Source organism: Lentzea waywayandensis, from assembly GCF_900115955.1.
GTDB lineage: Bacteria > Actinomycetota > Actinomycetes > Mycobacteriales > Pseudonocardiaceae > Lentzea > Lentzea waywayandensis.
Genome location: NZ_FOYL01000001.1, coordinates 513,232 through 536,020 on the forward strand (window position 1 = coordinate 513,232; position 22,789 = coordinate 536,020).

General features: G+C 69.9%; 18 protein-coding genes. 5 read left to right on the forward strand and 13 right to left on the reverse strand.

Going from position 1 to position 22,789, the window contains the following annotated elements; genetic code table 11:
• Positions 1-24: 24 nt before the first annotated feature.
• Genes BM417_RS02360 through BM417_RS02370 form a run of 3 tightly spaced genes read left to right on the forward strand, consistent with a single transcriptional unit; the run spans position 25 to position 2,310 of the window.
• A complete protein-coding gene (locus BM417_RS02360; protein WP_245821628.1) occupies positions 25-627 on the forward strand; it encodes an RNA polymerase sigma factor in 603 nt (200 codons plus the stop codon).
• The gene (locus tag BM417_RS02365; RefSeq protein ID WP_093588052.1) at positions 627-1,781 is read left to right on the forward strand and encodes a hypothetical protein; all 1,155 of its coding nucleotides are present in this window, start codon (positions 627-629) and stop codon (positions 1,779-1,781) included. The genes BM417_RS02360 and BM417_RS02365 overlap by 1 nt, the downstream gene beginning before the upstream one ends.
• Positions 1,782-1,791: 10 nt before the next feature.
• Positions 1,792-2,310 carry a DinB family protein gene (locus BM417_RS02370; protein ID WP_093588053.1) on the forward strand — a complete coding sequence of 173 codons (519 nt, stop codon included), beginning with the start codon at positions 1,792-1,794 and terminating at the stop codon, positions 2,308-2,310.
• A gap of 12 nt (positions 2,311-2,322) precedes the next feature.
• Here the strand turns inward: BM417_RS02370 and BM417_RS02375 are convergent, their stop codons facing one another.
• Positions 2,323-2,793: a hypothetical protein gene (locus BM417_RS02375; RefSeq protein ID WP_093588054.1), complete on the reverse strand. Its 471-nt coding sequence runs from the start codon at positions 2,791-2,793 to the stop codon at positions 2,323-2,325.
• Between the two features lie 85 nt (positions 2,794-2,878).
• Positions 2,879-4,648 (reverse strand): gamma-glutamyltransferase, encoded by a 1,770-nt coding sequence (ggt, locus tag BM417_RS02380; RefSeq protein WP_093588055.1) that lies wholly within the window; start codon positions 4,646-4,648, stop codon positions 2,879-2,881.
• A gap of 65 nt (positions 4,649-4,713) precedes the next feature.
• Here ggt and BM417_RS02385 point away from each other — a divergent pair, with 65 nt between their 5' ends.
• The gene (locus BM417_RS02385; RefSeq protein ID WP_093588056.1) at positions 4,714-5,181 is read left to right on the forward strand and encodes a hypothetical protein; all 468 of its coding nucleotides are present in this window, start codon (positions 4,714-4,716) and stop codon (positions 5,179-5,181) included.
• A 4-nt stretch (positions 5,182-5,185) separates the two neighbouring features.
• Here the strand turns inward: BM417_RS02385 and BM417_RS48950 are convergent, their stop codons facing one another.
• From BM417_RS48950 to BM417_RS02400, 3 genes are read right to left on the reverse strand one after another with little or no spacing between them, the layout of a single operon-like run.
• A complete protein-coding gene (locus BM417_RS48950) occupies positions 5,186-7,885 on the reverse strand; it encodes a primosomal protein N' family DNA-binding protein (RefSeq protein ID WP_093588057.1) in 2,700 nt (899 codons plus the stop codon).
• A gap of 30 nt (positions 7,886-7,915) precedes the next feature.
• A complete protein-coding gene (locus BM417_RS02395; RefSeq protein WP_093588058.1) occupies positions 7,916-9,121 on the reverse strand; it encodes a translocation/assembly module TamB domain-containing protein in 1,206 nt (401 codons plus the stop codon).
• Positions 9,122-9,131: 10 nt separating this feature from the next.
• Positions 9,132-11,078 (reverse strand): phosphocholine-specific phospholipase C, encoded by a 1,947-nt coding sequence (locus tag BM417_RS02400; protein ID WP_093588059.1) that lies wholly within the window; start codon positions 11,076-11,078, stop codon positions 9,132-9,134.
• Between the two features lie 173 nt (positions 11,079-11,251).
• Between BM417_RS02400 and BM417_RS02405 the strand changes: the two genes are divergently transcribed.
• On the forward strand, positions 11,252-11,737 hold the full coding sequence (locus BM417_RS02405; RefSeq protein WP_093588060.1) for a calcium-binding protein: 486 nt from the start codon (positions 11,252-11,254) through the stop codon (positions 11,735-11,737).
• On the opposite strand, the gene BM417_RS02410 is transcribed toward BM417_RS02405, so the two are convergent.
• The 8 genes from BM417_RS02410 to carB form a co-directional block, all read right to left on the reverse strand.
• Positions 11,724-14,588, reverse strand: coding sequence for a hypothetical protein (locus tag BM417_RS02410; protein WP_143138468.1), 2,865 nt, complete (start codon positions 14,586-14,588; stop codon positions 11,724-11,726). The genes BM417_RS02405 and BM417_RS02410 overlap by 14 nt on opposite strands.
• Before the next feature lie 114 nt (positions 14,589-14,702).
• Positions 14,703-15,905 (reverse strand): methionine adenosyltransferase, encoded by a 1,203-nt coding sequence (gene metK / locus BM417_RS02415; protein WP_177320243.1) that lies wholly within the window; start codon positions 15,903-15,905, stop codon positions 14,703-14,705.
• 38 nt (positions 15,906-15,943) lie between these two features.
• Positions 15,944-17,152 (reverse strand): bifunctional phosphopantothenoylcysteine decarboxylase/phosphopantothenate--cysteine ligase CoaBC, encoded by a 1,209-nt coding sequence (gene coaBC, locus BM417_RS02420; protein WP_093588552.1) that lies wholly within the window; start codon positions 17,150-17,152, stop codon positions 15,944-15,946.
• A 38-nt stretch (positions 17,153-17,190) separates the two neighbouring features.
• Positions 17,191-17,469: a DNA-directed RNA polymerase subunit omega gene (gene rpoZ, locus BM417_RS02425; RefSeq protein WP_045313812.1), complete on the reverse strand. Its 279-nt coding sequence runs from the start codon at positions 17,467-17,469 to the stop codon at positions 17,191-17,193.
• Positions 17,470-17,472: 3 nt separating this feature from the next.
• The gene (gene gmk / locus BM417_RS02430) at positions 17,473-18,069 is read right to left on the reverse strand and encodes a guanylate kinase (protein WP_093588062.1); all 597 of its coding nucleotides are present in this window, start codon (positions 18,067-18,069) and stop codon (positions 17,473-17,475) included.
• Positions 18,066-18,383 carry an integration host factor, actinobacterial type gene (gene mihF / locus BM417_RS02435; RefSeq protein ID WP_030481817.1) on the reverse strand — a complete coding sequence of 106 codons (318 nt, stop codon included), beginning with the start codon at positions 18,381-18,383 and terminating at the stop codon, positions 18,066-18,068. Before mihF ends, gmk begins: the two co-directional genes overlap by 4 nt.
• Positions 18,384-18,676: 293 nt before the next feature.
• A complete protein-coding gene (gene pyrF, locus BM417_RS02440; RefSeq protein WP_093588063.1) occupies positions 18,677-19,489 on the reverse strand; it encodes an orotidine-5'-phosphate decarboxylase in 813 nt (270 codons plus the stop codon).
• Entirely contained in the window at positions 19,486-22,788 is a 3,303-nt protein-coding gene (carB, locus tag BM417_RS02445) for a carbamoyl-phosphate synthase large subunit (RefSeq protein ID WP_093588064.1), read from the reverse strand. The genes pyrF and carB overlap by 4 nt, the downstream gene beginning before the upstream one ends.
• Between the last annotated feature and the right edge of the window lies 1 nt (position 22,789).

Sequence of the window (22,789 nt, forward strand, 5' to 3'; positions counted from 1 at the left end):
CCGGAAGGTGGACACCTCCAGGTCATGAGGCTGATGCGACCGATCTGGGAGGGGGCGGCCGGCGTGCGCGACGACGCCCCGTCGGACGCCGAACTGTGGACCCGCGGCGACGAGCACGCGTTCAGCGCGCTCTACGACCGCTACGCCGAGGCGGTGTGGAACCACGCCTACCGCCTGACCGCGTCGTGGTCGACAGCGGAGGACCTGACGTCGGCGACGTTCATGACCGCGTGGCGCCGCCGCGCCGAGATGACGCTCGTGCGGGACAGCGCGCTGCCGTGGCTGTTCACCGTCGCGGGCTTCCTGGCACGCTCGGAGTTCCGCCGCAAAGCGCGGTTCACCCGGCTGTTGCACCGCGTGCCGCGCAACGAGGTGCAGCGCGACCACGCCGACGACGTCGCGGCGTCGCTCGACCACGAGGCCCGGCTGCGCCAGGTGCTGGAGGCGGTCGAACGACTCCCCCGCGCCGAACGCGAGGCCGTGGAACTCGTGCTGTTCGGCGAGCTGCCCGTCGCGCAGGCCGCCGAGGCCCTGGGGGTCGCCGAGGTCAGCGTCCGTTCCCGCATCTCCCGCGCCCGTGCCCGCCTGCGCAAGCAGCTCTCCTACGACACCCTGGAGGTGGAGTGATGGCCTTCGACCTGCCGCCCCGCCGCGAACTCCCCACCGACGTCAAGGAGCGCATGCGCCCGGACTTCGTCGCCACCCGCGAGTCCCCTGAGCGTCGCGGCCGCGCCCCGCTGGCCGTGGCCGCCGCGGTACTCCTGATCGCGGGTGGTGTCGCCGCCACCCAGTTCGTCACGCAGCCGTTCGTCGACAAGGCCCGCCCCGGCCACGAGCGCGTGGTCCGGCCTTCAGGCCAGGACCTGGCGCGATGTCGCACGGCCCTGGGCGACCAGAACTGGCAGTCCTCCGAGACGGTGGAGTTCGGCCTGAGCAAGGTCCTGGTCGGCCAGGACGGCCGCTTCTGCGAGCTCACCCGTACCAAGGCCTATGTGGCGTCGCAGAGCTTCCGGCCCACAGATCTGCGGGAGGGCACGGTCACCTTCCGCTCTCACGGGATCATCGCGGGGATTCCCCCGAAGGACGCGCGGACGCTGAAGACCGGCCCGAAGCCGGAGTTCCGCGACCAGGACTTCAAGGCCAGCGACGGCGTCGTCACGCCACACTTCTTCGTCGTCGACACCCGGTACCAGGACTCGTACTTCGATCTCGTCTTCGATGACCGGGCCACCCCGGTGCCGGACATCCCCGAGGGGGCGGTCACCGAATCGCAGACTTTCGAGAGCGGGGACCCCGACCCGTGGACGCTGGTGAACGTCATCGCCAGGTGCACCGACACCTCGTACCGGAACGGAGCGAACGCCAGTGACCTCCAGAACTGGGAGCCGCTGCTGGTGTCGGGTCTCGACCAGCGAGGGGGTGTGCTCATCGCCCATCGTGAGCACGACGCTTGGGCGACCTGCAGCTTCGGCCCCAGCGTGTTGGGCGGCGTTCACTGGGAGCATCTCCCCGCCGTCACGAAGAAACCCGAGAAACCCGTGCTGGTCACGATTCACGGGAACGAGTCGGCACTCATGGTCGTCGGGCGCATCAAGCGCTCGGCCGGCACCGTCGAGGTGTCCGTCGACGACGAGCAAGCGGTGACCGCGGACGTCGTCGACGGCTACTTCATCGCCACGCTCCCGGTCTCCACCAAGAACAGGACCGACTACATCAACAGCCTGCACGTCGTCGGCCGCGACTCCGACAACGAAGTCGTCTACGAGGGCGGGTTCGAGTGATCATGGAGCCATGACCTGGACGGCACCCGAAGTAGAAGTGACCGACGAACCGCTCCTCGGGGCGGAACGCCCGATGCTGGAGGCGTGGCTCGACCGCCATCGAGCCACGTTCCTGGGCAACTGCGCGGGACTCACCGGTGAACAACTGGCCGAGGAGTCCGCGGCGCCGTCGAACCTGAGTCTGCTGGGCCTGATCCGCCACCTCGCGGACGTGGAGCGCGTCTGGTTCCGCGTCCGCCTGGCCGGTCAGGACGTGAAGGCCCGGCACAGCGTGCCGGGCGACTGGGACGGCGCCTTCGAGGGCGTCGACCCGGCCCGCGCGGAGGCCGAGTACGCCGATCTCGTGGCTGAAATGGCCGAGGCCCGCGCGGCGGCTGCCACGCGGGACCTCGACGACGTCTTCGTGCACGAACGGGTGGGCGAGATCTCGGTGCGCTGGCTCTACGTCCACCTGATCGAGGAGTACGCGCAACACAACGGCCACGCCGACCTCATCCGCGAACGCATCGACGGACGCACCAACAAGTAGCCGGCCGCGTGGTCAGTCGCACCACCCGTAGGGCCCGTACTTCTGGGCGTAGCGGACCATGTCGTCCTCCCAGACCACGCCGTGGATGCGCACGCACTTACCCGGTGCGTACGCGTAGTGCGGGCCGGCGTAGTACTCGTAGTAGCCGGCGTCGCCGACCATGTTCGAGCCCTGGACCTGCAGGTGGGCGACCGTGTAGCTCTCCACGCCGACCTCGAAGCGCTTGATCGTGACCACGCAGTTCTTCTTCGTGGCAGAGCTGTAGAGCAGGTAGGTCTGGCCCCAGAGGGCCGAGCCGTTCTTCAGGTCCAGCGTCGCGTTCGGCGACACGCGCTGGTAGCCGGAGCCGCAGACCCCCTCTGGCGTGTACGGGTTCGCCGCCGCCTGCCCGGACGGCGCGAACAGCACCGTCATCACGACGGCCAGCGCACCCGCCAGCACGAACCGCGCCCGCTTCAACGTCGGTTTGTTCCTGCGTTCCACCAATGCCTCCCTACATAGGTGGTCCGTACACGCGCGGGTGGGACCGCCGGTTGCCTTGATCGACGACCAGCGGTCCCGGCCCGGGTCAGCCCACCTTCACCACGCGGGCCGCGCCGCCGCCGCGCCTCGTCGGCTCGGCGACCGCGCGCCAGCGTCCGTCCCCGGCCCGTTCGACGGCCGTGGCGGCGCCGATCTCGGCGTTCTGGCTGAACCTGTGCCCGATGGCCTGCAGGCCCGCGGTGGTCGAGGCGGCGATGAACGCGGCCTCCGCCGGGGTCGTGGCGGCGTTGCGCTGGGAGGCGCGCGGGGCCGCGACGGCGTCGACCAGGGACATCTTGCGGTCCAGGCGGGCGGTCAGGATCTGGGTGACCGTGGTGATGATGGTGGAGCCACCCGGCGAGCCGACGGCGAGCAGGACCTTGCCGTGGTCGACGACGATCGTCGGGGCCATCGACGAGCGCGGGCGCTTGCCGGGGCCGGGGAGGTTCGGGTGCGGAACGCCGGCGGTCGGGGCGACGAACTCGAAGTCGGTGAGCTCGTTGTTGAGCAGGAAGCCTCGGTTCGGCACGACGATGCCGCTGCCGCCCTCCGCCTCGATGGTCAGGGTGTAGGCGACGACGTTGCCCCAGCGGTCGGCCGTCGTGAGGTGCGTGGTGCGTTCGGCGTCCTCGCGCAGGGCCGAGATTCCGGCGGTGGCCTCGCAGGCCTTGGGGTCGCGCGGGTCGGCGGCGGGCTGCGGGGCGGGCAGCACGGCGTCGGGCTTGATCAGGCAGGCGCGGCTGTCGGCGAACTTCTGTGAGAGCAGGCCCTCGGTCGGCACGCGGGAGAAGGCGGGGTCGCCCACCCAGCGCAGGCGGTCGGCGAAGGAGAGCTTGGTCGACTCGATGAAGCGGTGCAGGTACTCGACGTCGGAGACCTTCGCGAGGTCGGTCGACTCGAGGATGTTGAGCGCCTCACCGACGGTCGTGCCGCCGGACGACGGCGCCGCCATGCCGTAGACGTCGAGGCCGCGGTAGCGGGTGTGCGTCGGGTCGCGGCGTTCGACCTGGTAGCGGGCCAGGTCGGAGATTTGCATGTCACCGGAGCGGACGTTGCGGGTCGAGCCGGGCACGACCGGCGGCTTCTGCACGGTCCTGACGAGGTCGCGGCCGACCGCGCCGCCGTACAGCGAGGCCAGTTCGGTGCGGGCGAGCTCGCGGTAGGTGTCGGCGAGCTGCGGGTTGCGGAACGTGCTGCCGACCGCGGGCGCCTGGCCACCGGGCAGGTAGAGGTCGCGGGTCGAGGTGAAGTCGGCGAAGCGGGCGGCGTTGTTCGTGATCTGCGAGTTGAAGGTCCGGTCGACGACGAAACCACGGCGTGCCAACGCTTCCGCGGGCGCCATCGCCTCGCGCAGGTTGAGCGTGCCCCACTTGCGCAGCGCCTGCTGCCACGTCTTGGGCGTGCCGGGGACACCGACGGACTTGCCGCTGGTCATCGCCTCGGCGAACGGCAGGGGCTGGCCGTTCTCCACGAAGAGCTGGTCGGTGGCGGACCGCGGCGCGGTCTCCCGGCCGTCCAAAGTGGACACACGGCCGGTTCGGGCGTCGTAGTGGACGAAGAACCCGCCGCCACCGATGCCCGCGCTGAACGGGTCGGTCACGCCGAGCGCGGCGGCGGTGGCGACGGCGGCGTCGACGGCGTTGCCACCGCGGCGGAGCACGTCGATGCCGATCTGGGACGCGTCGGGGTCGACGCTCGAGACAGCGCCTCCCCAGCCCACCTGCTCGGGCACGCGTGGCGATGATTCCGCCGCGCCTGCCGGGGCAGGGGCGACCAGTACGACGGAGAGCGTCAGTGCGGCAACCGTTCGCAACATGCGGAAACTTCTACTCCGTTACGACCGGATGGCAACACTCCTTGAGGAAGGCCTAAGGTGCGGACGTGTCGATCGATCTTGATCAGTTGCGAACCGATTTCACGAACACCCCGCTCGACGAGGCCGACCGCGAGGACGCGCTGCACCTCCTGCTGCGCGAACGCCGCGATGACGACGCCGGTCTGCTGCGCCATCTCCTCGCCGAGGAGACCGCCGCGCACCAGGAGGGCTGGGGCGTGCGCGAGACGTTGGTGCTCGCCGCGCTGCTGCTCGCCGAGTGCGGCCGTGAGGAGGACGTCTGGGCCCTGTGGGAGGCCAAGAACGCCTCCTTCGACACGATGGCGGGCCTCGACGGCTTCCTGCTGTTCCCGGCGGGCATCGCGGGCACGACGGCGCACGTGATCGCGGGTGAGGAGCATCCCGAACGCGGCGACCTCATGACCTACATGAGCGAGTACCTCGAGTACGAGAAGCTGACCGACGAGGACATCCGCGAGCACATCGCCGGTCTGCGCTCCCACTTCGCGCACTGAGCGCCTAGAGGACCTCCAGCGGGTCGAGCTTGATGCGCACCAGGTCCTGTTCCTTGCGCGCCGTCCGCACGGCCTGCGCCTCGGCCAGCACGGCGGCCAGCTGACGGCCTTCGCCGCGCGCGACCCGCACCAGGGCACGTTCCTTGGTCTCGTCGTCGCCCAGCGGCACCGGGCCGAGGATCTCGCCGGTGGGCGGCAGCCGGAGCTCGTCGAGCATGGCGTTGACCGCGTCCGGCGTGCCGTCGACGGTCGCCATCCGCACCGCAGGCGGGAAGCCCAGCTCGGTCCGCGCGGCGAGTTCGGTGGCGGCGTGCCACACCGGGTCCCAGCGAACGAGGGCCTGCACCGGGGTCAGGGACGAGTCCGCGATCACGACCACCCGCCCGTTGCCCGGCCGCACCAGGCCCGCGGCCGTCATCCACCGCCGAAGCGCCTCCTCGGAGGCGCGAAGGTCGGCCCTGCCCAGCAACGCCCACCCGTCGAGCAGCAGCACGGCGCCGTAGCCGCCCTCGGCCACGGGTTCGGCGCCCGGCGTCGCGACCACCAGGGAGGGTTTGCCGGGCACCTTGGTCAGCACCTCGTCCGCGCCGCTGGTCCGCACCGGAATCCCGGGAAACGCCCGCCCGAGCTCCTCCGCCGTGCGCCGAGCCCCGATGATCTGCCCGCGGAGCTTGCGCGACCCGCACGTGGGGCACCGGAACCCGGCCTCCGTCGCCGCGCACCACCGGCAGTACGCGGGCTTCGGCAGCCCGTGCTCAGTGCCTCCCGGCAACGCCAGCGGCCCCGCGCACCGGCGGCACCGGGCAGGACCCCGGCACTGCCCGCAGGCGAGCGACGGCACGTAACCACGGCGCGGCACCTGGATCAGCACCGGCGAGTCGGTGAGGGCGAACCGGGCCGCGTCGAACGCGATGGACGGAAGCCGAGCCGTACGAGCAGCAGGGTCCTTGACGTCCTGCCACTCGTTGTCGCCCACCGACACCACCCGCGGCGCCACGGACCTCAGCGTCTCGCGCGACGCCACGATCTCGTGCGCCCAGCCCGTCTCCACCAGCAACTGCGCCTCGGCCGTGCGGGCGAACCCACCGATGAGCAGCGCGGCCCCGGTCATGTGCGCGCGCTGCACCAACACGTCACGCACGTTCGGATACGGCGAACGCTGCTCGACGTGCAGATCGTCACCGTCGTCCCACACGACCAACAGCCCAGGATCCTTGACCGGCGCGAACGCCGTGGCCCGCGTACCGACCACCACCCGCGCCACGCCACGGCGCACGGACAGCCAGCGCTTGTAGCGCTCCGACGGCCCAAGGTCGGCCGACAGCGTCACGACGCCCTCGATCAACGCGCCACACGCCTCGACGACCCTGGCGAGGTCGCGGTGGTCGGGAACGACGATGGCCACCCCACGCCCGGACGACGCAACGGCGGCAGCCGCCTCCGCGAGCCGGGCGGGCCAGTCCTCGGCGGGCAGCGCCTGCCAGACGGCGTGGGCGGGACGGCCCTCGTGCAGGGCCTCCAGGTACTTGGGGCCGCGGGGATAGCGCGCCCAGGCGTCGGCGGGGACGGGCGGCAGCTGCGAGCGCGCGGCTGCTGCCTCGGTCGGCGGGACGGCTTCGGCCGATGGGGCTGCTTCGGGCTGGTAGGCGGCTGCGGAACGCGGCCCCTCGGGCTGCGGCACGGTTTCGGCCGACGGGGCTGCTTCGGACTGGTAGGCGGCTGTGGGACGCGGCCCCTCGGGCTGCGGCACGGTTTCGGCCGACAGGGCTGCTTCGGACTGGTAGGCGGCTGCGGAACGCGGCCCTTCGGACTGCGGCACGGCGTCGGCCGACAGGGCTGCTTCGGACTGCTGGGCGGCTGTGGGACGCGGCCCTTCGGACTGCGACACGGCGTCGGCCGACAGGGCTGCTTCGGACTGCTGGGCGGCTGTGGAACGCGACCCTTCGGACTGCGGGCCGGCTTCCGAACTCAGGACAGCTTCGGAACGGGGGACGGCTCGGACCGAAGAGGCGACTTCAGGATGCGAGGCGCCTTCGGCGGAACTCGGCTGCTCTGGCTGCGGGCCCGCGCCGGTGTGCGGAGCAGCCCCGGCCTGCGGAGCTCCGGTCTGCGGGATTCCGGCTTGTGGAGCTCCGGTCTGCGAAGCGGCCTCGGACGGAGAGGCGGCCTCAGGATGCGAGGCACCTTCGCCCTGCGGCACCTCGGCCTGTGCTGCCATCTCGGTCCGCGGCGCGGCTCCGGCCTGCGGCACGTCGGCCGACCGTTGCCCCACCCACTCGGGAAGCTGAGGCAGGGGCGGCGACTCCCCAGGCGCGGCGGCTTCCGCTCGGGCGTGCCGGGGTGGGATGGCCAGGCGCAGCACGTCGATCATGCCGCCCGCGTACCTGTCGGCGATGGCGCGGGCCAGGGTCGCGATCTCGGGGGCGAGCACCGGTTCTGGTGAGACGACCTTCTCGATGAAGGCCAGTTTCTTGCCGTACTCCGAGGTTTCCGCGCGCTCCAGCAGGTAGCCGTCGACGAGTTGGCCCGCGAACCTCACCCTGACTCGGCAGCCGGGGACGGCGGTTTCGTCCAGTTCGGACGGAACCGAGTAGTCGAAGGGGCGGTCCAGGTGGGCCAGCGGCACGTCCACTACGATCCGGGCGACCGGCAGCGACTCCGCGGGGACCCGCTCCCCTTTTCTCGCTCCGGTCTTCGCGTTCATGCCTCCTGGTGTATCAGACACCCCCGACAGTCACGCGTTGCGCCTCACCAATCCGGTGAAGCCCGCCACGAACAGGGTCGCGAACGCCCAGGCCAGGATCTGCAGCAGCCACGTGGCCGCGAGGACCACCTGGCCGGACGCCGCACCCGCGTCGACGGTGCAGCGAGTGGCGTCGACCTTGACCAGCGGCGTTGCCACGTTCAGGGCGTAGCCGACCTGTTCCACCGTCGAGCAGCGCACGGCGCCGGAGATCAACACCACCCCCACCGACACGGCGAGCACGCCGGCCAGCCACACGAGCGCGAGGCCGGGGCGGTAGCCGTGGCCTACCGTCACGCCTCGGATCAGGTGCCAGGCGCGGCCCCACCGCGAGAGCTGGCCGCGGCGGCGCAGATCACGTTGCTGGGCAACCCGGATCCGCCGCACGTCGCGTTCGTGGCCGGCGGCCTGATGGGCGGCGGCGAGCTGGGTCCACGGTTGCGTCGAGTAGCGGAGGGTGCGGGTCGCCAGGAACGAGAGCCATTCGTCCACAGTGGCGTCTCGTGGCAGGCCCTCGTAGGTCAGGCCTTCGAGTTGTGCCTTGCCCTCGACGCCGTCGAACGCCAGGAACAGCTCCTTGCCGACGCGCACGTGCCGCACGTCCAAAGCGACGTCGGGTGAGCTGAACCGGCCGTCTCGGAAGATGAGCTGGCCGTCGACCCGTGTCCCGCGTAATCGCACCGACGCGTGGACGCCGCCGCCCGAGACGTCGCAGCCCTGGGACAGGAAGATCCCGTCGCCGACCCGCAGGTCGACCAGCACGAGCCCCGCCTCGAAACGCGCACCGGCGCACCTCAGCACGGCCGAGATCTGCGAACCGCTCAGCGTCACCGAACCCGCGGCGTGGAAACCGTCGTCCAGGTAGACGCTGCCGCCGATGCGCATGTGCAGCGCGTCGATCGACTCCGCGGCGCTCAGGCGGGCGCCGCTCAGGCTCAGGTTGTGGTCCACGGTCAGGCCCCGCGCGTGCACGGCGGGCGCGCTCAGGCCGCGCAGGTCCAGCTGCGAGAACTGCGCCCGGTCGAGCAGCACCGGCTGCTCGGTCGTGCAGTCGCGCAGCACCAACGGTTTCTTCGCCACGACGTCGGACAGGTCGAGCTGACCGGTGATCTGGGCCCCGACGAGCACGAACCCGCCCGGATCCAACAAATCGTGCTCGATCATCCGCCGCCGGATCTCATCCCCCTTGATCTCCACGGGAGCAACGTTATCCGGAGATCGACTCCTGGCCGTTCTCGATGTGACCGCACAGACGGCGGCGGAACCGGGGCTCTTCCTCCACCGTCACCGTCAGGTCGTACCAGCCGGAGTTCATGATGGTCAGCCATGGGATGACGTGACGATGTCCTGGCCTCACGACGTAACGACGCCGCCCCAGCACGAACGTCAGCCGCGACGAACCGCTGTTCTCGAACGTCAACGTCAGCACACGGCTGTATCCGCGCACCGACGACGAGACGCGCGCACGGTCAGAAGACGACCCAACGAACTCACGGCGGAAGCCGTTGGGGCCGAGCAGCACGAGGTCGTGATCACCCGCGACCTCGAGCGACGCCGACGACGAGACGTCGAAGTGCTGCGGCAGCGCGAACTGCCCCGAGTACGGGTACAGCGCGAAGTGCACGGACGCTGACCCGGAGTTCGACATGTCCAGCGACGACCCGCGCAACGACGCGTCAGGCTGGTACGGCAGAGCGCGCGCTCGGCGGCGTCCAGGCTCCTGCTCCGGCATCTTCTGCTCGGACGGAGGCGCGGGACGCCAGCGCGGCGTCGCGGGCGGCACGGCGGCGGGCTCGCCGACCTCGGGCCACGTGCGGCGCCGGTCGAAGTCGAACGTCGAGGTCAGGTCGCCGGCGACGGTCCGGCGCCACGCGGAGATCTCCTCCGACCGCACCCCGGTCCACTTCTCCAGGAACTGCGTCATCGACGTGTGGTCGAACACCTGCGAGTTCACGTAACCGCCGACGGACCACGGCGAGACGACGGTCATCGGCACGCGGGTACCCAGCCCCAACGGCCGGTCGCCCACGTACTCATCGGTCACGGACAACGGCGGGCGCGGCGGCGGCACGTGGTCGTAGAAGCCGTCGTTCTCGTCGTAGGTGATGAACAGGACCGTGGACTCCCACACCTCCTGGTTGGACGCCAGCGCGTCCAGCACCTGGTAGGTGATCGAGGCGGAGGCGGCGGGCGACGACGCGCCGGGGTGCTCCGAGTCCACAGAGGACGGAACCAGGTACGACACGGCGGGCAACCGGCCGGCCGCGACGTCCACGCGGAACGTCTCCCCCAGCCCGCCGGGCTTCACCCGGTGCAGTCCCCTGTCGTACAGCGACTTCTCGGCCGCGGAGAGCTTCGAGAGGTCCAGCGAGCCGATCAGCGCGGGGTCGCCGGTCCCGTACAGCTTGTCCAGCGACTTGAACCCGGCGGGCAGCACCTTGCGCGCGATCTCCTTGAACCGCACGTAGAACTCCAGGTTGTTGTCCTGGAAGTTGTCCCACTCCTGGTACACCCGCCACGACTTCCCGGCCGCCTCAAGGCGTTCCGGGTACGTCTTCCACGTGTAGCCGGTGTGCGTGTCCTCGCTGTAGGCCGCGTTGCCGGTCGCGCGGCCACCGGACGGCTCGAAGCCGGTGTACCCGGACACCCAGTAGTTGCGGTTCGGCGAGGTCGAGGACGGCACCGAGCAGTGGTAGGCGTCGCACAGCGTGAACGTGTCCGCGAGCTCGTAGTGGAACGGGATGTCCTGGCGCGTGTAGAACGCCATCGTCGCCGCGGTCTTCGCGGGCACCCAGTTGTCGTTCCACCCGCCGCGCAACGCCGAGTGCCCACCGTTCCAGCTGTGGTCCAGGTCACCGATGTACTGGATGTCCCGCCCCGACGCCGCCTCACGCACCGGGAACGGCAGCACGCCCGACTGGTTGAACACGCCCTTCAGCGCGTTGCGGTCGGAGAACCCGCGCACGCCGCGGAGAGTCCCGTAGTAGTGGTCGAACGAACGGTTCTCCTGCATCAACAGCACGACGTGCTTGATCGCGCGCAGCCCTCCCCCACGGGGCTCACGGGCCAACGCGGCGTACACCGACGGTGGCAGCAGCGTGCCCGCACCAGCAGCAGCGACGGCAGCCATGAACCCACGACGAGAAAGCGACATGAACCGAGTTTGTAGTCCCGGAACGTGTCGTGGAACCAACCCTCGTATGAACAAAGGCCCTGGACGACCAGGGCGTTCTTCACACATCACAGCCGGCGCGCTCCGGTTAGCGTTCGGGCAACGCCCGGTTGTGACCCTCTCCCCAGGCAAGACACAGAAGAGGGGAAACGACCATGAGACTGCGCATTGCCGCCGCCGCACTCGCCATCGGGCTCTGCACCGCCGGTGTCGCCCAGGCCGACGAGGTACCGCCGGAGTTCCAGAACAGACCCACGCCCGCGGACTGCTACAACGCCGTGCCCACGATCGTCGGCGCGGGGTTCATCGTCGGCGGGCCGGGACCGGACGTGATCGTCGGCAGCAACGGCCCGGACACCATCTTCGGGCTGGGCGACAACGACATCATCCTCGGGCTCGGTGCCGACGACACGATCTTCGGCGGCGAGGGCAACGACCTGGTCTGCGCCGGCTGGGGCCCTGACCAGGTCCAGGGTGGAGACGGCCACGACACCGTCTACGGCGAGGGCGGCGACGACGACATGCGCGGCGGCGACGGCATGGACCTGTTGTCCGGCGACCTGAACCTCGACCGCGGCGACGGCCAGCTCGGCTTCGACTTCTGCCCGCCGTCGACGGAGATCACCGTCAGCTGCGTGTGACCGCCTGACGAAGCAGGATCTCCGTGGCCGGGTCGGGTCTCACCCCGAGCTGCCGCAACGAGTCCAGCACGCGCGCACGGACCTCCTCGGTCCTTTGTGGATTCCGTGCGCGCAACGCGGCGGCGAGCGCGAGCCGGTGGCCTCGCGGTTCGAACGGCTCCAGTTCCAGAGCCCGGTCGGCGAGGTGACGCGCCTCGGACGAGTCTCCGGTGACGAGCCGGAGCTCGCCCAGTGCCAGCAGGTTGCCGACGTGGCGCGCCCTGATCTGGGCGATCTCCGGCTCGCACAGATCGGTCAGGTCCGGGAGCGGCTCGCCTCGCCACAACGCGATCGCCTCGCTCAGCCTGGTCGTGTCGCTCAGCTCGTGGAACGACCAGAGATCCACTGTCAGCCGGTCGCTTCGGACGAGACGGAGGGTGTCGCTGTCGCTGCGCAGGAAGTAGCTGGCCTCGCCACCGGCACGGTCGGGTTCCAGCAGCCGCCGGAGGTGGGTCATCGTCACGCGCAGGTTTCTCGCGGCACTCGCGGGGTCCAGTTCGGGCCACAGCAGGTCGATCGCCTGGGCGCGGGTGATCACGGTGCGCACCACGAGAAGGCCGAGGAGCTGGCGGACACGGGCGCGGCGCAGTTCCGGAGCCTGTGCGGTGAGGCCGTTCCTGGTGACCCGCATCGGCCCGAGAACCTCGATGCCGACCGGGTGATGCGGTGGCGCGGGCACGGTGGCCAGCAGCTTGGCGGCACCGGCGGCGAGGCCGGGATCTCTGGCGAGCTCGCGGAACTGGCGATGCGCGGCCGGACCGACGCGGTCCGCCAGCCAGGTGCCCAGCTTCGTCCTGCCTCTCGCCGCCTGGCGCACGGCGAGTTCCGCCGACCAGGGCAGGGGAAGGAAGCAGAGGACGTGTTCCTCCGGCAGATCGGTGCGGAGATCTCCTTGCCTGGCTTGCAGGAACGCTCGTCCGGCCGTGCGGGCCCTGCGGTGGGACGGGCCCAGATCGGTGCTGTCCCAGCGTTCCCTGAGTTCGTCGCTGAGCACGTAGCCCAGCGTCAGGAACCGGCGCAGGTGCCGTTCGGCGACCTTGATGTCGGCGGGCCACCTTGCCAGGTGCTGCTTGTAGAGGTCGCGGGCCAGGTCCTCGTCGCCGCGGGTGACGGCTGCCGCTGCTTGCGCCGCACACGTCAGAACCGCGTCACGCGGGTTGTCCTGCTCGGCGGAGAGCTCGGCGGTGATCTCACCGAACGACGCGGCGATGACCGCGTGAAAGGCCCGCGCCACGAACTCGTCGCGAGCCGTGCCGTCCTCGTTGCCCCCTTGGAACTCAACGGGTTCACCGTCGAACCAACGCGCCGTGGCGACGTGACGGCGGGACAGGTCGCCGGTGAGCATCCGTCCGGCCAGTTCGGCCGCGTCCCGGCCCCGCCCGCACAGCGCGAGGCAGTGCACGTGGAACCGCGTCGTGGACACCGCAAGCGCTTGGGGCACCTCACTCGTGGGCGCCTGAGCGAGGTGGGTGAGCGCGGTCTCCGGGTCTCCGGCGAGCTCGGCGACCACCGCGGCGACGCTGTGCCGGAGCAGCCTCAGCACGGGTGACCGCGCTTCGAGCCGTTGGGCCCGTTGGGCGACGGCGACCAGTCTGGTGAGATCTCCCCTGGAGTGCGCGGTGATCACGGCCTGCCCCAGCGCCACCGCCGCACCGTCGTGGTCACCGGCGTCGAGCCAGCGCGCACACGCCCTGTCGACGAGGCAGTCGATGAACGGGTCGGCGAAGTCGTCGGCGTGCCGGACCGCGGCGGTGAGCACCAGGAACGCGGGCTCCTGAAGATGGTGTGCCGGAACCGCTTCGAGCCATCTCCTGGCCGTCGCGCTGGGCAGGACCGACAGCGTGGTCCGCACGAGCTCGACCGCCAGGCGCGCGAGCAGTGTCCAGTCGGCGGCCCGGCACGCGACCCGTCCGGCGCCTGCCAGTTCGCCGCGCTGGACCAGCACTTCGGCCGCTGTGGCGCGCATGTGACGGGTGGGCAGGACGCTCGCCCACAGGTCGTGGGCCCGGTAGCGGCCGTCGTCGAGCCGGTCCACGAGCGGAACGGTCCGGACCAGGTGTTCCACGTCGACGGGTGAGCCCGCCACCGCACTGACCTCCGAGGCGGTCGCGGACCCGAGAATCACCAGCGCCGCCAACGTTTCCCGCATCGGTGCGGACAGCCGGCCCAGCACCTCCTCGGCGGCGTAGCGCCAGGACGCGGCGGGGCCGGCGGTGAGCGACAGCCTGATCAGCGCGGGCCAGCCGTGCAGGTCCTCGGTGAGCTCACGGCCGAATCTCCTGGCCAGCGCGGACGTTTCGGCGTCGGTGAAGGCCAGGTCGGCGGTCTCGATCGTGGCCACCTCCCCCGCCGCTTCCCTGCGGGCCAGCGGAAGTCCCGGCACGACACGCCCGGACAGGACGAGGTGCGCGGTGGCCGGCAACGCGCGGGCAAGGGCGGCGAGCAGTTCCGCACCAGGTGATCCGTCCGGGACCTCGTGCACGTCGTCGAGCAGCAGGCACACGTCGAGCGGGGCCTTGCGGTGCAGCGCCTGGAGGATCTCCGCCACGCCGGGCTGGGAACCATGCGCTGCCGCGAGAGCGTCCAGGATCGTCGTGGCGAGGCGGGTCGCGTCCTCGTGGCCGGGACCGCAGGTCACCCAGGCGTCGATGCCGCGTGGTTCCAGGAGGTTCGCGCGGACCGCCTGGGCCAGCGCGGTGGTCTTGCCGAAACCCGGACCGGCGGTCACCAGCGTGACCGGACGGCACCACCGGCCTCGGAGGCGGTCGACCAGGCGCGGGCGGGCCAGTTCGACGTCGAGCGGGCGCGGCACCGCGTGCAAGCCTCTCTGGTTGTCCCCCACTCACTGCGGAGACCCGCGGGAGACCCGAAATACGCGAAACGGCCCGCCTCCAGGTGGAGGTGGGCCGTTCGGGCGTGCGGGCGATCAGGCGCCGGCGGCGTTGCGCAGGGCGTCGGCGCGGTCCGTCGACTCCCAGGGCAGGTCCACGTCGGTGCGGCCGAAGTGGCCGTACGCGGCGGTCGGGGCGTAGATCGGGCGGAGCAGGTCGAGGTCGCGGATGATCGCGGCGGGCCTGAGGTCGAAGACCTCCGAGATGGCCTGCTGGATCTTGGACGGGTCCACGGTCTCGGTGCCGAAGGTCTCGACGAACAGGCCGACCGGGGCCGCCTTGCCGATGGCGTAGGCGACCTGGACCTCGACGCGGGTGGCGAGGCCGGCCGCGACGGTGTTCTTGGCGACCCAGCGCATGGCGTAGGCGGCGGAGCGGTCGACCTTCGACGGGTCCTTGCCGGAGAAGGCGCCGCCGCCGTGACGGGCCATGCCGCCGTAGGTGTCGACGATGATCTTGCGACCGGTGAGACCCGCGTCACCCATCGGGCCGCCGATGACGAAGCGGCCGGTCGGGTTGGTGAGCAGCCGGACGCTCGAGGTGTCGAGGCCCAGTTCGGCGATCTCGGGGGCCACGACGTGCTCGCGCAGGTCGACGCCGAGCAGCTTCTCCAGGTCGATGCCGTCGGCGTGCTGCGTGGAGATGACGACGGTGTCGAGGCGCACGGGCTGGTCGCCCGCGTACTCGATGGTGACCTGGGTCTTGCCGTCCGGGCGCAGGTACGGCACGGTGCCGTCCTTGCGGACCGCGGTCAGGCGGCGGGACAGGCGGTGGGCCAGCGCGATCGGCAGCGGCATGAGCTCGGGCGTGTCGGTGCACGCGTAGCCGAACATCAGGCCCTGGTCGCCGGCGCCCTGCTTGTCGATCTCGTCGTCGGCGCCCTCGACGCGGTTCTCGAACGCCGTGTCGACGCCCTGCGCGATGTCCGGGGACTGCGCGCCGATGGCGACGTTCACGCCACAGGAGTTGCCGTCGAAGCCCTTCTGCGACGAGTCGTAGCCGATCTCGAGGATCTTCTCGCGGACGATCGTGGGGATGTCCGCGTACGCCTCGGTGGTGACCTCACCCGCGACGTGGACCTGGCCGGTGGTGACGAGCGTCTCCACCGCGACGCGGGAGCGCGGGTCCTTGGCCAGCAACGCGTCCAGGATCGAGTCACTGATCGCGTCGCAGATCTTGTCGGGGTGTCCCTCGGTCACCGACTCACTGGTGAACAGCCTGCTGCTGTGCTGGCTCACGGACACTCCTTGTTCGAGGGGCTCAACAGGGAAAAATTCTACTGAGAATCAGTCAAGCGAACGGTAACTGCGTCCCACACCGCGGACGCCACTTGTGTTTTGGGGCCGTGGGGTATAGGCGTCTCGGCGCCGTCCGGGGACAGCAGCCAGCCGGCGTTGTCCTCCTGCTCGAACGCCTTGCCGTCACCGACCGCGTTCAGCACCAGGAGATCGCAGCCCTTGCGCCGCAGCTTCGCCCGCCCGTAGTCGAGCACCGACGTCGTCTCGTCGCCGGTCTCCGCGGCGAACCCGACGATCAGCTGACCCGTCCTACGTGCGGAAACGAGCTCCACGAGGATGTCGGGGTTCTTCGTCAGCGCGATCGGGTCAGGGTCGCCGTCGGTCTTCTTGATCTTGTGCCCGGTGAGCGACAACGGCCGGAAGTCGGCCACCGCGGCGGCCATCACGACCACGTCCGCGTCCGCCGCCACCTTGTGCATGGCCTCGCGCAGCTCCACCGCCGAACCCACCCGGACCAGGTCGACACCGGCCGGCGTGACCAGGTCCGCGGTGTTGCCGGCGACCAAGGTCACTCGGGCACCGCGTTGCGCCGCCACCCGTGCGAGTGCATAGCCCTGCTTGCCGGACGAGCGGTTGCCGATGAACCGGACCGGATCGAGTGGTTCTCGCGTGCCACCGGCGGAGATCGCGACGTGCACACCTTCGAGTGTCCTCGCGAGGGCGTCCCGGCGCACCAACAGCAGCCGGACGAGTTCGACGATCTCGGCGGGGTCGGGCAGGCGGCCCTTGCCGGTGTCCTTGCCGGTGAGCCGGCCGGACGCGGGTTCGGCGACGATCACGCCACGGCTGCGCAGCAACGCCACGTTGTGCTGGGTGGCCGGGTGCTCCCACATCTCCGTGTGCATCGCCGGCACCAGCAGGACCGGGCAGCGCGCGGTCAGCAGGGTGTTCGTCAGAAGATCGTCCGCGAGGCCGTGCGCGGCCTTCGCGATCAGGTTCGCCGTCGCCGGGGCGACCACGACGAGGTCGGCGTTCTGCCCGAGCTTGACGTGCGGCACCTCGTGCACGTCGTCGAACGGGTCCGCGGTCACGACCTGGCCGGAGAGCGCCTCGAACGTGGCGGCTCCCACGAACTTCAGCGCGCCCTCGGTGGGAACGACCCGCACGGAGTGACCGGATTCGGTCAACCGCCGCAAAACCTCACAGGCCTTGTACGCGGCGATGCCCCCGCCAACCCCAAGAACGATCTTGGGGCGAACAGGGGCACCAGCGTCAGATGACGCAGTCACTCGCCCTCGGTGTGCTCAAGCAGACCCGCGTGGATCTCGCGAAGAGCAATCGAGAGGGGCTTCTCACGCGGGCCCGGCTCGACGAGCGGGCCGACGTACTCGAGCAGGCCCTCGCCGAGCTGCGCGTAGTAGTCGTTGATCTGGCGGGCACGCTTCGCGGCGTAGATCACCAACGCGTACTTCGAGCTCACCTGCTCAAGCAGGTCGTCGATCGGCGGGTTGGTGATGCCCTCCGGAGAACCGGTCAGGTGACCGAGCTCGGTGTGGGTGATCACTCGTCAATCTCCTGAATTTCGTGGTCCGACCATCAAGGATAGCAAGTCGGACGCGGCCGACTGCACGTCGGCGTTCACGACGACCTCGTCGAACTCCTTTTCGGCCGCCAACTCCTCGCGGGCGATGGCCAGCCGGCGTTCGACGACGTCCGGGTGTTCGGTGCCTCTGCCGGTCAGCCGGTCGACCAGGTGCTCCCAGGACGGGGGCGCCAGCATGACCAGCTGGGCGTCTGGCATGGCCACGCGGACCTGCCGCGCGCCCTGCAGTTCGATCTCCAGGAGCGCGGGACGGCCCGCGGCCAAAGCTTCCTCGACGGGCCTGCGAGGGGTTCCGTAGTGGTTTCCGGCGAACTCGGCGTGTTCGAGGAACTCGCCAGCCTCGACCATCTGCTGGAACTTCTCGTGGTCGACGAAGTGGTAGTGCACTCCGTCGACTTCGCCCGGCCTCGGCTTCCTGGTGGTCGCCGAGACGGAAAAGTAGATATCGGGTTGCTGGCTGCGCAGCTCCGTCAGAACGCTGGACTTGCCAACGCCCGACGGCCCGGACAAGACGGTGAGGCGGGAACGGGCAGAGCCCGTTCCCGCCTCGGTGCCAATCACTCTCCGCTGAACTCGGAGAGCAGGGCCTTGCGCTGACGGTCACCAAGACCGCGCAGGCGACGGCTGGGAGCGATCTCGAGGCGCTCCATGATCTGCTGAGCACGCACCTTGCCGACACCCGGCAGGGCCTCAAGCAGCGCGGACACCTTCATCTTGCCAAGGATCTCATCGCTCTCGGCGGACTTCAGCACGTCCGTCAGGGTCGTGCCGCCACGCTTGAGGCGCTCCTTGAGCTCAGCCCGAACGCGACGAGCGGCAGCAGCCTTCTCCAGCGCTGCGGCCCGCTGCTCCTCGGTAAGCTGGGGAAGAGCCACGATTTCCTCCGTGGTGTGGATTCTTTTCGGATCGGTGCCGCGACCGTACCGACCGCAATTGCCTGAGTACAACGTGACCCAGTCAGGTAAATCTTCAGCGGTCATGATTGCGGCGGGTGGTAGTAGTACCAACACCCTCCGGCGGCCTGTTCACCGCCCTCCGGCAACCCGTCGCCCACTCTAGGTGTGCTATGAGGCCGGTGACCAGCGGGGCAGCCGGTGGCGTGGACCCTACCAACACATGTTTGCCCTGGTGAGCGCGCCACACCCGAAAAGACGCGGCGCGCCCCTCCTCAGAGGCTCTCCTGCACCCTTCGCACGGCGCTGACCAGCGACGATACGTCCGGGCCGTGCTTGAGAACATCTCGTGAAGAAGTCGGAAAGACGTTGCGCATGTCGGGTCCGAAGAGCCGTTTTAGATCGGCCACGGAGCCTCCCTGAGCTCCGAAACCGGGCGCCAGGATCGGTCCGTTGAACCCGGAGAGGTCTACATCCGTTTCCCCGATCGTGGCGCCCACGACGAGACCAACATCGCCGCACGGGGAAATGCCTGAATTCCGAGCGGTGGCGAAATCGATGATCGTCCGCGCCACGGTTCGCCCGTCCGGAGCAACCGCCCGCTGGACCTGCGCGCCTTCCGGGTTCGACGTGAGGGCGAGCACGAACACGCCCCGGCCCGTCGCCCGCGCCGTGTCGAGCGCGGGCTGGAGCGATCCGAAACCGAGGAACGGGGAGATCGTGACCGCGTCACCGGCCAGCGGCGAGCCGTCGCCCAGGAACGCCTGCGCGTAGGCGGCCATGGTCGAGCCGATGTCGCCGCGCTTGGCGTCCACGAGCACCAGCGTGCCCGAGTCGCGCAGCTCCGCGATCACCCGCTCCAGCACGGCGACGCCACGAGACCCGTAGGCCTCGAAGAACGCCGCCTGCGGCTTCACCATCGACACCTTGCCGCCGAACGCCTCCACGGCCGTCAGAGCGAACCGTTCGAGGCCCTCCGCGGTCGGGGAGAGGCCCCACGCCTCCAGCAGGCTGGGGTGCGGGTCGATCCCGACGCACAGAGGCCCGTACGCCTCGACGGCTTTCGCCAGTTTGTCGCCGAAGGTCACTTGTCACCCCGCAGCGTGGCCTGGAGCGCCTGCAGCGGCTGGACCCCGATGTCACCCTGGATGAGCGCCTCGATGCCGTGCACGGCCGCGGCAGCGCCCTGGATCGTGGTGACGCACGGGATGTCCTTGGCCACAGCGGCGGTGCGGATCTCGTAGCCGTCGATGCGCGGGCCGCTGTTGCCGTACGGCGTGTTGAAGATCATGTCGATCTCGCCGGCCAGGATCATGTCGACGACGTTGCCGTCACCCTCGAAGTGCTTGCGCACCTCGGTGCACGCGATCCCGTTGCGCTTGAGCACCTCCGCCGTGCCCGCGGTCGCCAGGATCTGGAACCCGAGGTCGGCCAGCCGCTTGACCGGGAAGATCATCGCGCGCTTGTCGCGGTTCGCGAAGGACACGAACACCTTGCCCGACGTCGGCAGCGAGCCGTACGAGGCCGTCTGCGACTTCGCGAACGCCTTGCCGAACGACGAGTCGATGCCCATGACCTCGCCGGTGGACTTCATCTCCGGGCCCAGCAACGAGTCCACGCCGTGGCCCTCGGGCGTGCGGAAGCGGTGGAACTGCATGACCGCTTCCTTCACCGCGACCGGCGCGTGCTCGGGCAGCCGGGCACCGTCACCGGTGGCCGGCAGGATGCCCTCCACGCGCAGCTCCGCGATCGTCGCGCCGAGCATCACGCGGGACGCGGCCTTGGCCATCGACACGGCCGTCGCCTTGGACACGAACGGCACCGTGCGCGACGCACGCGGGTTCGCCTCAAGGACGTACAGCACGTCGTCCTTGAGGGCGTACTGGACGTTCAGGAGCCCCTTCACGCCGATGCCCTTCGCGATGGCCTCGGTGGAGCGGCGGACGTTCTCGATGTCGGAGGCGCCGAGCGTGATGGGCGGCAACGCGCACGACGAGTCGCCGGAGTGGATGCCGGCTTCCTCGATGTGCTCCATGACACCGCCGATGAACACTTCTTCGCCGTCGCACAGCGCGTCGACGTCGATCTCGATGGCGTCGTCGAGGAACCGGTCGACCAGCACCGGGTGCTCGGGCGTCACCTCGGTCGCGCGGGCGATGTAGCCCGACAGCGACTCCTCGTCGTACACGATCTCCATGCCGCGTCCGCCGAGGACGTAGGAGGGCCGCACGAGGACCGGGTAACCGATCTCGTCCGCGATCTCCTTGGCCTCGCTGAACGACGTGGCCGTGCCGAACTTCGGCGCGGGCAGGCCGGCCTCGGTGAGGACCTTGCCGAACTGGCCGCGGTCCTCGGCGAGGTGGATCGCCTCGGGCGTCGTGCCCACGACGGGCACACCGGCGTCGGACAGGCGCTGCGCCAGGCCCAGCGGCGTCTGGCCGCCGAGCTGGACGATCACGCCCGCCACGGTGCCGGAGCGCTGCTCGGAGTGCACGACCTCCAGCACGTCCTCGAACGTCAGCGGCTCGAAGTACAGGCGGTCCGACGTGTCGTAGTCCGTCGAGACGGTCTCCGGGTTGCAGTTGACCATCACGGTCTCGTACCCGGCCGCCCGCAACGCCATCGCCGCGTGCACGCACGAGTAGTCGAACTCGATGCCCTGACCGATGCGGTTCGGCCCGGAGCCCAGGATCAGCACCTTGGGCTTCTCCCGCTGCTCCGCGACCTCGGTCTCGGCGTTCGGGTCCAGCTCGTACGCGGAGTAGTGGTACGGCGTCTCGGACTTGAACTCCGCCGCGCACGTGTCGACCGTCTTGTAGACCGGCCGCACGCCCAGGCGGTGCCGCAACGTGCGCACGCCGTCCTCACCGGCCAGTTCGGACCGCAGCGCGGCGATCTGCCGGTCGGAGAGACCGGCGCGCTTCGCCTTGCGCAGCAACGGCTCGTCGAGCACGGGCGCGTCCAGCAGCTCCTGCCGCAGCGTCCCGAGCCACGCGATCTGCTCGATGAACCACGGGTCGATCTTCGACGCGTTGTACACGTCCTCAATGGACGCGCCGAGTCGGAGAGCACGCTCGACCGTGTAGAGGCGCCCGTCGTGGCCGCGCTCCAGCTGCTTCAGAGTGGACTCCAGAGTAGTGCCCTCCGGGTCCGGCTGAGTCCAGAAACCGACCGATTTCGTTTCCAGCGAACGCAGCGCCTTACCCAGCGCCTCCACGAAGTTCCGGCCGATCGACATGGCCTCGCCGACCGACTTCATCGTGGTCGTCAGCGTCGGGTCCGCACCGGGGAACTTCTCGAACGCGAACCGCGGCGCCTTCACGACCACGTAGTCGAGCGACGGCTCGAACGACGCCGGGGTCTCCCCCGTGATGTCGTTGGTGATCTCGTCGAGCGTGTAGCCGATGGCGAGCTTCGCGGCGATCTTGGCGATCGGGAAGCCCGTCGCCTTGGACGCGAGAGCAGACGACCGCGAGACGCGCGGGTTCATCTCGATGACGACCATGCGGCCGTTGTCCGGGTGGATCGCGAACTGGATGTTGCAGCCACCGGTGTCGACACCGACCTCGCGGATGACCTGGATGCCGACGTCGCGCATGTGCTGGTACTCGCGGTCGGTCAGCGTCATCGCGGGCGCCACCGTGACCGAGTCACCGGTGTGCACGCCCATCGGGTCGATGTTCTCGATCGAGCAGATGACGACGACGTTGTCGTTGCGGTCGCGCATCAGCTCGAGCTCGTACTCCTTCCACCCGAGCACGCTCTCCTCGATGAGCACCTCGGTGACCGGAGACTCCTCCAGGCCGATGGCCGCGAGGCGCTCCAGCTCCTCCGCCGTGTACGCCATGCCGGAACCCAGGCCGCCCATGGTGAACGACGGGCGGATGACGACTGGCAGGCCCAGCTCGGCGACGGTCTTGCGGACCTCGTCCATCGACTTGCAGACGGCGGAGCGCGGGACCTCGGAACCGATGCCCCGCACCAGGTCCTTGAAGATCTGCCGGTCCTCACCGCGCTGGATCGCGTCGATGTCCGCGCCGATCAGCTCGACGTTGTACTTCTCCAGCACACCGCGCTCGTGCAGCGCGATGGCCGTGTTCAAAGCAGTCTGGCCGCCCAGCGTCGCCAGGATCGCGTCCGGGCGTTCCTGCGCGATGACCTTCTCCACGAACTCGGCCGTGATCGGCTCGATGTAGGTGGCGTCCGCGAACTCGGGGTCCGTCATGATCGTCGCCGGGTTGGAGTTCACCAGGCTGACCCTGATGCCCTCCTCCCGCAGCACCCGGCACGCCTGGGTGCCGGAGTAGTCGAACTCACAGGCCTGACCGATGACGATCGGACCAGACCCGATGACCAGGATGTGCTTCAAGTCTTCGCGTTTGGGCATG

What these genes read in the sequence shown, in the direction of transcription:
- ggt (WP_093588055.1), bottom strand. Translation starts at nt 4,648, where the DNA reads ATGTTGCGAACGGTTGCCGCACTGACGCTCTCCGTCGTACTGGTCGCC.
- BM417_RS02405 (WP_093588060.1), top strand. Translation starts at nt 11,252, where the DNA reads ATGAGACTGCGCATTGCCGCCGCCGCACTCGCCATCGGGCTCTGCACC.
- carB (WP_093588064.1), bottom strand. Translation starts at nt 22,788, where the DNA reads ATGCCCAAACGCGAAGACTTGAAGCACATCCTGGTCATCGGGTCTGGT.
- BM417_RS02370 (WP_093588053.1), top strand. Translation starts at nt 1,792, where the DNA reads ATGACCTGGACGGCACCCGAAGTAGAAGTGACCGACGAACCGCTCCTC.
- BM417_RS02365 (WP_093588052.1), top strand. Translation starts at nt 627, where the DNA reads ATGGCCTTCGACCTGCCGCCCCGCCGCGAACTCCCCACCGACGTCAAG.
- BM417_RS02400 (WP_093588059.1), bottom strand. Translation starts at nt 11,078, where the DNA reads ATGTCGCTTTCTCGTCGTGGGTTCATGGCTGCCGTCGCTGCTGCTGGT.
- BM417_RS02360 (WP_245821628.1), top strand. Translation starts at nt 25, where the DNA reads ATGAGGCTGATGCGACCGATCTGGGAGGGGGCGGCCGGCGTGCGCGAC.
- BM417_RS48950 (WP_093588057.1), bottom strand. Translation starts at nt 7,885, where the DNA reads ATGAACGCGAAGACCGGAGCGAGAAAAGGGGAGCGGGTCCCCGCGGAG.